The sequence below is a fragment of the Pseudotabrizicola algicola genome, assembly GCF_010915705.1.
In the GTDB taxonomy this organism is placed as follows: domain Bacteria; phylum Pseudomonadota; class Alphaproteobacteria; order Rhodobacterales; family Rhodobacteraceae; genus Pseudotabrizicola; species Pseudotabrizicola algicola.
This window is the reverse complement of sequence record NZ_JAAIKE010000003.1, coordinates 24,804-36,128: the sequence shown is the minus strand read 5'-3', so window position 1 is coordinate 36,128 and position 11,325 is coordinate 24,804. Positions and strand designations below refer to the sequence as shown.

Below are 11,325 nucleotides of genomic sequence, written 5' to 3'. Positions count from 1 at the left end.
GGTCCCTGATCCGGGGCTTACGGAAACTGGCGACATGGACGAACCTCGCGAAGAAAATTTCCCGACACCGGGAAAAAGCTCTCCGCGGTGCCGGCATGAACTTTCAAGAAGACGAAAACCAGATCAGAGCATGAGTATTTGGCAACTCTAGGGGGCAAAACTATCCTAAATCAAGTCTTGCAATCTGACTAAAGTATGTTCCATGACGAATCAGGGGCGTTATGCACCCTTCAGAAAATCGCATTTTGCAACGAGCGTTTCCAAAATCGTATCAATTCCCGCCGTTCCGTCGATTGTCATATCACATAGCGGAACAACGCGCTCGATCTGCACATGGCAGGCGGGCCGCGTGATGGTCGGATAAAGCGCAAGATAGCCCGACAACCACTCCACGAATCGTGCCGAGTCTGCATCCGGCACCTCGCGAGAGAGTTGTGCCACTTTTCGGGCCAGAGCCAGATCGGCGGGGCAATCAAGCCAGAAACAGCGGTCAATCAGCCCGCCGGTCTGCGGATGGGCGCGCCCAAGGGGCGTATCGAACACCACCGCGCCGCCCCGCGCTGCAAGCCGCAGCGCCTCCTCCAGCCCCGGCGCTTGCAACTGGGCATAGGGCGCACCTGCGGCCAGCCAGTCCAGCACTTCGGGCAAAGGACGGCGGGTGAAAGTCTCGAAGCGGTCATATTCGACCAACCCCGCGCCCAGCCGCTGCGCCAGCCTGCGCGCAAGCGTGGTCTTGCCGGAACCGGGAAAGCCGCAGAGCGCGATGACGGGGCCGCTCATGCCGGCTTCTCCGCGCCGATGATGTGAAACGTCATGTCGAGCACGGTGCTTTGCGGGGGCAAGGGCACAAGGCCAAGCCCTGCCAGAAGATCGGCGTAAACGGCCGGAGCACGGTAGAACGGTGCGAACACCAGGTTCGTAGCTGCAGACAGCCCGCTGATGAGGGGCTCGGCCTGCAACGGTCCGCGTTCAATGATGATGATCCGTCCACCGGGGGCCAGATGACGTGCGGCGCGGGTCAGGATTTCCGGCACGCGCGCAAGATCCCAGTCATGCAGGACGGATTTGAAGATGATGGCGTCCGGCTTGCCATCGCCAATCAATGGCCAGTCGTCCGACCGGATATCGCCCGGCACAAACTTCAGCCGCGCTGCGGCCGGATGCGTGGCGCTTGCCCGCGTCCCGATATGGCAGACAGCAGGCAAATCCAGGACCGCGGCCTGCAAGCCGGGATGCAGCTCCAGCAATGCCAGTGCAAACCCCCCGACGTTACCGCCAATCTCCAGCAGCCGCCGACACCCGGCCAAAGGCACCAGAGGCGCAAGCTCCGGCGCTTCGGTCTGGTTCAGCGCCGCGACATAGCGCACCCAAGGTTCGGTATCCTCGATCTGCGCTGCTCCGCTGCCAAGGGCGCGTGCGTAACGGAAGAAACCGTAAGTCGCCGCGCGCCCGAAGAAACTCCGGTCGTCGGAGAACAGCGCCTCTCCATGCAGGATCAGGTCAGCCGCTGCCATCAGCCCGAAGCGTAGCCGCGCTTCAAGCGCGGGGCCGTCCCGCCGCCACAAGTCCGCCGCTTCCGGGGTCAAGCGCCAGTGCTGCCCATCACCTTGCGCCACCACGCCCGCCCCGCGCAGCACCGAAAGAGCCAGATCACCCGCTGGTGCGGCGAGCCTGCCGTCCAGCAGCGCACGCATGTCGCCGCGGTCAATCGCTGCACGCAGAGCCACCATGACGGGCAAATCTTCGGTCATCCGCCGGGTCAATTCGGTTTCGCTGGGGGATGCTCCATCGGCATCGGACATCGAAAGCTCCCTGATTGAGAGCCAAAACTGGACCGCTGCACACCGCTTTGCAAGCTGTCGCTTGACCTGTGTAGTCACTTAGCGTTTGCTTTCCCCACAGGCCAGACCGGAGATGCCATGACTTTCCGTGCCACCACAGCGGTGCTCGCAGCCTGTCTGGCTGCCTCGGCAGCAGGGGCGCAGCAGGCGCATGATTGTCTGATGGACCCCGCCGAAATCGTGTCGGTCGGAACAACCGCGACCGGAATCCTCGAAACCATGTCGGTTCGCCGCGGGGACAAGGTGCGCAAGGGCGACCAGATCGGGCGACTGGAATCGACACTCGAGGAATCTTCTATCGACATCCTGCGCACCCGCGCGGCTTCGACCCGTCTGATAGATACCCAGAAAAAGCAGGTCGCCATGTATGACCGCCGGCTGGAGCGCGCGCGCGCCCTGCGAGAGCGGGCGGTCGTGACGGAAGAGGCGCTGGAGATGATCGAGGCAGAGCGTTTGGCGGCGGAAAGCCTTTTGGTGCAGGCCGAAATCAACCGCGAGATTGCCGAACTCGAAGCGGCGCGGGCCGAAATCGTATTGCGCCAGCGTGTGATCCGCAGCCCGCTGGACGGCGTGGTGATTGAGCTTGGCAGGTTTGCCGGGGAGTATGTCGATACGCGTGACCACGTTGCCAAGGTGGCCCGGTTGGATCCGCTGCATGTCGAGGTGTTTTTGCCCGTCAGCCTTTTTGGCACCGTCCGGATCGGCGACACGGCACAGGTCCAGCCGGCGGCGCCGGTGGGCGGCGTGCATGACGCGCGGGTCATCTCCGTCGACCCGGTGTTCGATGCGGCCAGCGGCACATTCGGGTTGCAGCTGGAATTGTCCAACCCGGACCTTGCCCTGCCGGGAGGCCACCGCTGCACGGTGGTTTTCCCCGAAAATTGACGCTTGGCCAGTGTTGAACCGATGCGGCCGAAAAGTCAAAGGCTTGGCGCAGAGACTACAATGACGAACGGCCACATAGCGCGACCGGCAAGAAGGTCCCGATTAGCTTATGAAAGCACGCCCCTTCACCAGCCCGCGTCACCCTGCATGAATCCGGAAGACTCTGCCTTTCGTGCGTCCAGTGTTAAGGGTCAGACCAAACAGGCCCATCGCAGAGGCAAAGAAGTGCAGGCCCAGAATACGCGAGGGATCGCGGGTCTGCGCGGCCAACACGTTCACATCAAGATACGAGGTGTTGCTGGCCGGCACCGCGTCTGGGGGCATCACCTCGTCCAGCCGGGCAAAGACCTGCTGCTTGACGGTCATATCCTCAAACACGGCTTCGATCACCAAAGGGCAATCAGCCAAAGTTGCGTAGTCATCGCCGGCGGTCAGGCGCGAGAGGGCCGTATCGGCCTTCTCCGGCGCAATCGCCCCGCGCTTGACGCTGACAGCGAGCGTGTCAGCGTCAAGCGCAGCAGCGGCGATGTCGGCAGTGCGCTCGATCAGATGGACCTGCGACCCCAACAACAACAGCGCAGTGGCAATGCCCGCCCCCATGGTGCCACGGCGGCCGAGAAAGTGTCAGGGTTGGTCTATGCCGCGTTCACTGATTTGCTGTGCCGCAGGTACGCGCGCCGCGGCGGGAAGGCACACAGGCGCAGGATCACTACGTCTTGATAGGCTGTCGTGCAGCGATCACGCGCGCACCGAGGCTTTCATATGGGCGACTCTCTTTCGTCATCCTCGCGACTTCGGGTGCAGTCTCGTGCTGACATTGCCCCCTGCGCCTGATCCAGTTTGAGGTGGACTTTGGCCCAACCTGATCCGGCCCCCGACTTCGGACCGGCCGGAGGCAGAGGTTTCCGGCTTCGCTCGGGGTGACATGCTGCTGACAGAAATCAGTACGGAATAGAAGGCTGCCACGTGCGTTGTTCTGGGGAAGACAAAGAGGCTTCTTCAAAACCACGAGGAGATATGCAGATGTTCAAGACGATCCTGACCGCCGCCGTTCTGGCCGCCACCGCCTTCGTGCCCGCCGCCGAGGCAGGCGATACCAAGGGCAAGGGCCTGATGGGCTGGCTTACCGGAACCACCGCCCAAGCCGAAAATCTGTTCGAGGTGAAGTTCAAGTCGAAGAAGGCAAAGCGCGGCAAACATGACCACCGCGGAAGTTCCAACTCGAACAGCAACTCGAACAGTTCCTCGAACTCCAACTCGAACAGTTCCTCCAACTCGAACAGCAACTCGAATTCGAACAGTTCGTCCAACAGCAGCTCTAACAGCAGCTCCAACAGTTCCTCGAATTCGAGCTCCAACTCCAGTTCGAATTCCTCGTCGAACTCCTCTTCCAACAGCAGTTCCAACTCCGACGACTGAAACGCGGTCTCAGGCAAAGCGAAAGCCGGTCCTGAAAAGGACCGGCTTTATGCTTGGTGTCCCCGGTCTCCCTCACCCGAAGACGACAAAACCCATGACCTTGGGCAAACGGCTCAAGGTCATGGGTTTTTCCGGAGGGAAATGCGCGATCAGCGGCTGGCACGGGCCTCGGTGCGGTACCAGCCTTCGGTGGAGGATGTGTTGCGCAACACTTTCTCGCGCTCGGCGCGCTCTTCTGGCCTCTCGGCCCGAATCTCGGCTGCAATCTCGCTGCTGTCGCGACGGAATGGGATCACCTGCACCATCGGCGATCCCTTTTCGATGATGTGCAGCCCATCGGACCCCGTGGCGAAAAACGGGAAATGCACAGGCGCACGGTAGGTGTCCGTATCGACGATGCCCGCCAGCACCTCGAACACGCCATTGGGTCGGTTCAGGGGGTTGATGAACAGGCAACTCCATCCGGGAGGTGTCTCGATGGACCAATAGTTGTGAAACTTCATCGGCGGCTTTCCGGACCACGGGTTGCCGCGGACCTGATGCATGCCGTGGTTGCTTACCATCGTGCGGTCAAAATCCCAGCCCGCCTCGACCGTGCTTCCGTTATCCAGAATGTCCAGCCGGACAGTTGCTGCCAGCGGAATGATCCAGCCGGTGGTCATCGCATCCAGAAACGGCATGCACCGCTTGATGGTCAGGCCGGTGTTGGTGGCGGACAGCACAGTTTCGTCCACGGCGGGCAACTTGCGGAACCAATCGGGGACATAGGCCTTGGCCGGGACCGGAGGGGCGATGACGCCAATGTCGTCCGGCTGGCAGGTAAATCGGATTGTGGGTGCAGGTTTTCTGCGCAGCATCGGAAGGCTCCTCGATTTCGTGCAGACAGACATTCTGGTGGGCTAAACGATCTAGCGGTCTGACCAGCCCTTGCTGATCACATCGGCCTCGGCGGCAGCGTCAAGCATGACGGGCGCACCGCCACGTTCCAGAAACTGCGTAAGAAGATTGGCCTCATCCCCGCTTGCCGTGACAAAACCTTGCCCGAGATCTTCGACTGCTGCTTCGGCAATCGTGGCCTCGATCGTCCAGGTCTCACCGGCGCGGCATCCCACTGCATAATCGACGCGCCCTCCGGCGATATCGACCACTTCGAACTCGCGGCAATAGCGCCCGTCGGGCATCCCGAAAGTGGCCAAGACCATGCTTGTGCGCCCGTCGGGCAACTGGACCAGCGCCCCCGAGACGCCGGTATTCAGAACCCCTGCAACCGGATCTATGGCGGCCAGCGGGCCAAGCGCGATGCCGGTGGACTGCGGACCACCCGAAAGACCCGTCAGCAGCACAGCAGCGACGGCAACCGATGCCGCAAGCCCACCCAGCGCAAGTGCAAGCTTCGGCTTCGGGCGAAAGAAAACCACATTCGTAGCTGCTTTCCCCATGATTGCTTCACGGATGGCCTCCGGCACGGGTTCCTGCAGCGGGGCAGAAAAGGCCCGCGCCAAGGCCTCGTTCGCTGCATAAAGCTCGTCGACATAGGCCTGGTCCTGGGGGTTGTCAGCCAGATGCATGACGACCTTGGCCGCCTCTTCGGGCGACAATTCACCATCTGCAAAAGCGGCTAGATGATCCTTGTCCATCACGGTCCTCATTGCCGTCCTCCACGACTTATACCCAAATGAGGCAGCAGCGCCTCACGGGCGCGGGAAAGGCGGCTCATCACGGTGCCGACCGGCACTTCCAGAACATCGGCCGCCTCCTTGTAGCTCAAGCCTTCGATTGCAACCAGCGACAGCACCACGCGCTGCGGATCGGGCAGGCTCGCCATTGCCGTGGTGACACTGGCAAGCATCATGCGATCTTCGGGGAGACTCGCCCCCCTGCCCTCATCACCAAGCTCGATGTCGTCCGGATCCACGGACGGGCCGCGCACCTTGCGCTTGCGCATGTCATCTAGCCAGGCCGTCTGCACGATGCGGTACATCCAGCTGTCCAGCCGCGACCCGGCCTGGAACTGGTCCCGGTTACGCAGAGCCTTTTCGCAGGCCGACTGCACAAGATCATCCCCGTCAGCCGCATTGCACGTCAGGCTGAACGCGAAGCGGCGTAGCTTCGGCACAAGTGCCACAAGATCGCGCTGGAACTGATTTGACACGCAGGCCTCCATTGGCTTTCTGCTGCAACAACGACCTTGCCGGGCATTTATTCCGTCACAGAGCGAAGACGAGCAGGTTTTTCTTGTCCCGTCCGCGTGTTTTTTTTCGATGCTATGAACAACCCGCGGAATAGGTCGGTGGGTCGGAACGTTCACTTGCAGGTAACGGACGACGCGTTATCTGCCCCACAAGCGACGAAAGACCACCATGACCCGCACCCATCTTCCTGCCCTCCTGTTCGCTCTGGCCCTTCTTGCAGCGCTTGAGCACAGCCGGGTATTGCCCGGCAGCCTGTTTGCAGACCCGGCCTATGCCCAGGACGACGACGATGATGATGACGACGATGGGGATGACGACGATGATCGGGATGACGATAACGATGGCGCAGATCAAAGGCCCGATCGGGAACCAAGCGCTTCACCCGGCCGCACATCCCGGTCTGCCCCCGCACCGGGCAGCCGGCGCGCACCGGTTGCCGCTGCGCCCGCAAACCTGCCCGTCCGCGCCGAAGGTGAAATCGTAGTTTCCGGTCTGACCGAAGTTGATCTGGCCGCGTTGCAGGCCGAGGGTTTCGTGGTGATCGAAAACCTTGCAATCACACGAAACGGGCCAGTGTTGTACCGTCTGCGCGTACCAGCAGGCAATACTCTGGAAGATGCCCGCGACCGAGTCAGGACGCGGGCCAGTGGGCGTAATGCGGATTTCAACCATTACTACCGGTCCGGCCAGTCTGTTACCCCTGCTGCCGCACCCGCGGCCTCGGTCGCGCCGGTTACCCCTGCGCCCTGCAACCATCTGAATTGCCGCACATTGGACCAGATTGGCTGGCCCGGTGCCCGCTCGCCGGACTGTCGGGCGGCACTGGACATCGGCCTGATCGACACCAGCGTGAACGTCGATCACGCCGGCCTGTCCGCCGCGCAGGTAGAGCTTGTGCGGGTTGCGGCAGCCGACCTGGCCCCGTCCGGTGAAACGCATGGCACGGCTGTTGTCGCATTGCTGGCAGGGTCAGAGCAGCGGGCGCCGGGACTTTTGCCCGAAGCAAACATCATCGCCGTCGACATCTTTTCGCGCGAGGGTGGCGATGAGAGGACGGATGTGGCGCATCTGGTGCAGGCACTGGATCTTCTGTCGCAGCGCGGAGTGCGGTTGGCGAACCTGTCGCTTGCCGGCCCCGAGAACACCGTTCTGACCGATATGCTGAAAGCCGTCGCCGACGGCGGCATGCTGGTGGTGGCGGCGGCGGGCAATGCGGGGCCAACCGCGCCCCCCGCCTGGCCTGCCGCTGCCGAGACAGTGCTGGCCGTCACGGCGGTGGACGGAGCCGACCGCATCTATCGCCGCGCGCAGCGTGGCGCGCACATCGATGTTGCCGCGCCCGGCGTCGAGGTCTGGTCGGCAGCCTCGGTTAGGGGCGTCAAGCCGCGCACCGGCACATCCTTTGCCGCGCCCTTTGCTACGGCCGCCGCCGCGATCCTGATGTCGCGCGATCCGGCGTTGACACCTGCCGAGGCAATAGAGGCCCTGCGCGGCCTGACGCGCGATGTCGGCGCCGAAGGCAGTGACGAGGTGTTCGGCGCGGGCGTGCTTTCGCTGGCCGGTCTTTGTGACGCTCCGGCGAAATAGACCGCACCGTGTCTTTTCGCGGCCAAAACCTCCGATAGCGACCGGCTTTCGGGATGCCCTGCGCTGGCAGGGCGCTTCATGCTGCAAGCATATGACTAAAGAGAATGTCCTGGCAGTCCTTCGACGTTTTTGCGGAATAAGGTTGGGGGGGTGAGCGTTGTAAAAGCGGGAAGAAAATCCCTTTGAACCGCACCAACTGCAGGATTGAACAAATGACCACCATCACCCTGCGCGGCAACCAGATCGGTGAAGCGCTTCAGTTCCAGGAAAACGGCACCAACGTCACGGTCGAGATTGGCCGTGTCTGGTTTTCGGCCACCGACATCGTTACCCTTACCGCAGCCCCGGGGGCCATAGACCCTGTTACCGGCGCCTTTATCGGCGGCGCGGGTTCGATCATCGGGCTGAGTGTGACCACAGCCACAGGCCAGGTCACGACATTCGGAGTTTCGGCGGCAAACGCCCTCGATGTCGATCCCGATCAGTCCAAGAATGGCGGGGATTTCATGTATATTTCCGAAAGCCCCGCGGCAGGCATGGGCGGTGCCTATGCGGGTCTCAAGCTCGAGAAGATCCTCATCTCGGACGTCCCGCTGATCGGTGGCACGTCGCCCGTCTTTTCGGGTATCGGCAACTGGGTGCCGAACGGCGGCGTCACGTCGCCGTCCCCGTTTCCGCAGCCGCAGCTGAACGGAACGGCCGCCGATGACACTCTCACGGGCACCGCTGATGCAAACACGATGAGCGGCTTTGCCGGCAACGACACGATCCGTTCGAAGGGAGGAAACGACACCGTGAATGGCGGTGACGGAAATGACCGTATCGACGGCGGATCAGGGAACGATCGGCTGAACGGAGGGGCAGGCAATGATCGTCTGGTTGGCGGCGGCGGGACCGATCGCCTGAACGGCGGCCAGGGCAATGACCTGCTTGACGGCGGGACTGGCCGCGACATCCTGACCGGTGGTCTGGGCGGCGACACGTTTGTCTTTGGCAACCTTGACCGTGTGACGGACTTTTCTGCAGGTCAGGGAGACGAGATCGCCTTCTCCGCTTCCTTGGGTCTCGATCTGGCCGATATCGCCGTAACGTTTGACGCCACGGGCGCAACCATCGGATTCGGGACCCAGACGATGCGCCTTGACGGTGTGACCGAGCCCTTCGATCTCGGCAACCACATCAAGTTCGACTACGTCCCGAGCTTCGAGTTCTTCTGATTTTTTACCGTCAGGATGTCGGGACGCGGTTTTTGCCGCGCCCCGATCTGCCATCTGCGGTCAGCCGGTTGAAGACCTTGAAGCCCGCGCTGAGCGATTTTTTTTGCTGGCCAGCTTGATCGGCTGAACCGCATCTCCATCTTCCATTGGCGGTCCGGGCCCCTCTGACAGCAGTGTGCTGTGATGTCGGTCTGCATCGAGTGTAATTGAAATCGGCCGTTCTACGGTCGGCGACAGGTGCAGTCGCTTTTTCCCGGACATATCGTCATGCCGCTGGCATTATCGCATACCCCATCGAAAACACATGACCGGAGCGCGCAGGATTTCATTCTTGCCGCCAACGCCCACGTATCATGAGCGGGCGTCACACGCGCAGATTTGACCGTCAGCTTGCCGCCCTGACGCGCCGCTTTCCACAGCTTGGCCGCTTTGCGGCAATCCTTCAGGGAAGGCCTTGGGTCCTCGTGCGCCTGCCCTTGGGGCTGCTCCTGATCGGCGGAGGCTTTCTGGCCATCCTGCCCGTCTTCGGGCTTTGGATGATTCCGCTCGGACTGGTCATTCTGGCGATAGACCTGCCTGTGCTGCGGCCGTTCGTCTCCAACATCATCATTCGCCTGCGCCGCAAATGGGCGGTCTGGCAACACAAGGGCCGTTGACACGGTCAAGCCTGAACAATCATCAAGGTGGTCGAATTGGACTGGATTTTCCTGTTAATCGGACTGGTCGGGCTGTTCTTCGGGGGCGAGTTCCTGGTTCGAGGGTCTGTGGGCATCGCGCGCAGACTTGCCATTCCGCCCCTGCTGATCGGGTTGACAGTCGTAGGCTTTGGCACCTCGACGCCGGAACTGCTCGTTTCGGTCGATGCGGCGCTGAATGGCGTGCCCGACATAGCTATCGGCAACATCGTCGGGTCGAACATTGGCAACATCCTGCTGATCGTCGGTCTGTCAGCCCTTGTCTGGCCGATCCTTGTTCTGGGTGACACATTGCGCCGTGACACGGCGGTGATGATGGCGGCAACGCTGATACTGATCCCGATCTTCTGGATGGGCGTGATGGGGCGCTTGTCCGGCCTCGTTCTGGTGGCGGGTCTGATCGGCTATCTGGTCTGGGCCTATCTGAAGCCAGGAACCGACACGGCCGAAGAGAACGCCTCGCCGATGCTGCCGCTCTGGCATGCGGTGGCTTGGGTGGCCGTCGGTCTGGTTGGTCTGATCTTCGGCGCGCGGTTTCTGGTCGATGGTGCGGTCAACATCGCGCGCGGCTACGGCGTTTCCGAAGCCTTCATCGGATTGACCATCGTCGCGATTGGCACGTCGTTGCCCGAGCTTGCCACTTCGCTGATCGCCGCGTTCCGGAAACAGTCCGAAATAGCCATTGGCAATATCGTCGGTTCCAACATTTTCAACGTGCTGGGTATCCTTGGTGTGACCGCCCTGATCGCGCCAATCCCGGTTGCCGATCGCTTCCTTGGCTTTGATCTGCCGGTGATGATCACAGCTTCAATGGCTTTGACGGCATTGCTGTTGATGCGCCCACAGATCGGCCGGGTGACGGGCGCGATCTTGCTGGTGGCCTATGCGGCCTATGTCTGGGCAGCCCAAGGTTAGGCAGGCGCGCAGCCAGACACGAGACTCGGCTCCTTCCGGCGCATGAGCAGCCGGATGGAGGCCTTGTGTTCCCTAAACCGCCGGTGCAAGAACGCGTCATGCGCAAGCACATTTCCTCAGGCAAGTTTCTTCAGGCAGTCCTTGTCTGGACGATGGTCCTGTCTCTGCTGCTTGTCTGGATCGGCGCGCAACCGCGACCTTCCGATTTTCCGCGGCATGCAGCCTTTGACGGCTTTTCTGCGGTTCTGGCACCGGATCATGCTGCAACCCTGACCACTGCCAGCAAGGTAAACCGATCTGCCGAGTATCGTCACAGCAACGATACCGATGTTCCGCCCCTTGTGTCCGATGCTGTCTATGGCCCGACCGGACTTGAGCTTGCGGCGGAATTGACCAGCGTCGATCAACCGGGTGGCAAGACCTGCTGCACGGTTCCCGAAGCGCGGGCTCCCCCTCAGATCTGATTGAAGGTTTCGGCAGCGATGCGCGTGTCGCGCTCGCCGCTTGCATCCCCGACCATAAAGCCATCGCCACAACGGCTACCGCGTTGGGCAAGGCTGCACGTGTCGGTTTC

At 61.8% G+C, this 11,325-nt stretch carries 13 protein-coding genes and 1 pseudogene; 7 read left to right on the top strand and 7 right to left on the bottom strand.

Annotated features, from left to right (window positions below; translation table 11 throughout):
- Nucleotides 1-219: 219 nt before the first annotated feature.
- Together G3572_RS10095 and G3572_RS10090 are read right to left on the bottom strand one after the other, a co-directional pair.
- Nucleotides 220-780 carry an AAA family ATPase gene (locus tag G3572_RS10095; protein ID WP_164611398.1) on the bottom strand — a complete coding sequence of 187 codons (561 nt, stop codon included), beginning with the start codon at nucleotides 778-780 and terminating at the stop codon, nucleotides 220-222.
- Entirely contained in the window at nucleotides 777-1,802 is a 1,026-nt protein-coding gene (locus tag G3572_RS10090; RefSeq protein ID WP_164611396.1) for a methyltransferase, read from the bottom strand. The genes G3572_RS10095 and G3572_RS10090 overlap by 4 nt, the downstream gene beginning before the upstream one ends.
- A 117-nt stretch (nucleotides 1,803-1,919) precedes the next feature.
- Here G3572_RS10090 and G3572_RS10085 point away from each other — a divergent pair, with 117 nt between their 5' ends.
- A complete protein-coding gene (locus G3572_RS10085; RefSeq protein WP_164611394.1) occupies nucleotides 1,920-2,726 on the top strand; it encodes an efflux RND transporter periplasmic adaptor subunit in 807 nt (268 codons plus the stop codon).
- A 20-nt stretch (nucleotides 2,727-2,746) separates the two neighbouring features.
- A pseudogene (locus tag G3572_RS10080) lies at nucleotides 2,747-2,839 on the top strand (integrase core domain-containing protein); the annotation flags it as partial.
- A gap of 25 nt (nucleotides 2,840-2,864) precedes the next feature.
- Here the strand turns inward: G3572_RS10080 and G3572_RS10075 are convergent.
- From G3572_RS10075 to G3572_RS10055, 5 genes are all read right to left on the bottom strand, one after another.
- On the bottom strand, nucleotides 2,865-3,326 hold the full coding sequence (locus G3572_RS10075) for a 3-hydroxyacyl-CoA dehydrogenase family protein (RefSeq protein ID WP_164611392.1): 462 nt from the start codon (nucleotides 3,324-3,326) through the stop codon (nucleotides 2,865-2,867).
- 341 nt (nucleotides 3,327-3,667) lie between these two features.
- Entirely contained in the window at nucleotides 3,668-4,162 is a 495-nt protein-coding gene (locus G3572_RS10070; protein WP_164611390.1) for a hypothetical protein, read from the bottom strand.
- Nucleotides 4,163-4,294: 132 nt separating this feature from the next.
- Entirely contained in the window at nucleotides 4,295-5,002 is a 708-nt protein-coding gene (locus G3572_RS10065) for a DUF6065 family protein (RefSeq protein ID WP_164611388.1), read from the bottom strand.
- Nucleotides 5,003-5,053: 51 nt separating this feature from the next.
- Nucleotides 5,054-5,782, bottom strand: a complete 729-nt coding sequence (locus G3572_RS10060) for a zf-HC2 domain-containing protein (protein ID WP_164611386.1) — start codon at nucleotides 5,780-5,782, stop codon at nucleotides 5,054-5,056.
- An 8-nt stretch (nucleotides 5,783-5,790) separates the two neighbouring features.
- Nucleotides 5,791-6,297: an RNA polymerase sigma factor gene (locus tag G3572_RS10055; RefSeq protein WP_205518683.1), complete on the bottom strand. Its 507-nt coding sequence runs from the start codon at nucleotides 6,295-6,297 to the stop codon at nucleotides 5,791-5,793.
- Nucleotides 6,298-6,505: 208 nt separating this feature from the next.
- On the opposite strand from G3572_RS10055, the gene G3572_RS10050 reads away from it, so the two are divergent.
- The 5 genes from G3572_RS10050 to G3572_RS10030 all read left to right on the top strand — a co-directional run bounded on the left by G3572_RS10050 (nucleotide 6,506) and on the right by G3572_RS10030 (nucleotide 11,215).
- On the top strand, nucleotides 6,506-7,924 hold the full coding sequence (locus G3572_RS10050; protein ID WP_164611381.1) for a S8 family serine peptidase: 1,419 nt from the start codon (nucleotides 6,506-6,508) through the stop codon (nucleotides 7,922-7,924).
- Between the two features lie 212 nt (nucleotides 7,925-8,136).
- Nucleotides 8,137-9,141 carry a calcium-binding protein gene (locus tag G3572_RS22285; protein WP_164611379.1) on the top strand — a complete coding sequence of 335 codons (1,005 nt, stop codon included), beginning with the start codon at nucleotides 8,137-8,139 and terminating at the stop codon, nucleotides 9,139-9,141.
- Nucleotides 9,142-9,494: 353 nt separating this feature from the next.
- A complete protein-coding gene (locus G3572_RS10040; protein ID WP_164611377.1) occupies nucleotides 9,495-9,797 on the top strand; it encodes a tryptophan synthase subunit beta in 303 nt (100 codons plus the stop codon).
- A gap of 36 nt (nucleotides 9,798-9,833) precedes the next feature.
- Nucleotides 9,834-10,751, top strand: a complete 918-nt coding sequence (locus G3572_RS10035; protein WP_164611375.1) for a calcium/sodium antiporter — start codon at nucleotides 9,834-9,836, stop codon at nucleotides 10,749-10,751.
- Between the two features lie 98 nt (nucleotides 10,752-10,849).
- Entirely contained in the window at nucleotides 10,850-11,215 is a 366-nt protein-coding gene (locus tag G3572_RS10030) for a hypothetical protein (protein WP_164611373.1), read from the top strand.
- Nucleotides 11,216-11,325: the final 110 nt, after the last annotated feature.

Coding starts and splice junctions, on each gene's coding strand:
- G3572_RS10095 (WP_164611398.1), bottom strand. CDS start 780: ATGAGCGGCCCCGTCATCGCGCTCTGCGGCTTTCCCGGTTCCGGCAAG.
- G3572_RS10090 (WP_164611396.1), bottom strand. CDS start 1,802: ATGTCCGATGCCGATGGAGCATCCCCCAGCGAAACCGAATTGACCCGG.
- G3572_RS10085 (WP_164611394.1), top strand. CDS start 1,920: ATGACTTTCCGTGCCACCACAGCGGTGCTCGCAGCCTGTCTGGCTGCC.
- G3572_RS10075 (WP_164611392.1), bottom strand. CDS start 3,326: ATGGGGGCGGGCATTGCCACTGCGCTGTTGTTGTTGGGGTCGCAGGTC.
- G3572_RS10065 (WP_164611388.1), bottom strand. CDS start 5,002: ATGCTGCGCAGAAAACCTGCACCCACAATCCGATTTACCTGCCAGCCG.
- G3572_RS10060 (WP_164611386.1), bottom strand. CDS start 5,782: ATGGACAAGGATCATCTAGCCGCTTTTGCAGATGGTGAATTGTCGCCC.
- G3572_RS10050 (WP_164611381.1), top strand. CDS start 6,506: ATGACCCGCACCCATCTTCCTGCCCTCCTGTTCGCTCTGGCCCTTCTT.
- G3572_RS22285 (WP_164611379.1), top strand. CDS start 8,137: ATGACCACCATCACCCTGCGCGGCAACCAGATCGGTGAAGCGCTTCAG.
- G3572_RS10040 (WP_164611377.1), top strand. CDS start 9,495: ATGAGCGGGCGTCACACGCGCAGATTTGACCGTCAGCTTGCCGCCCTG.
- G3572_RS10030 (WP_164611373.1), top strand. CDS start 10,850: ATGCGCAAGCACATTTCCTCAGGCAAGTTTCTTCAGGCAGTCCTTGTC.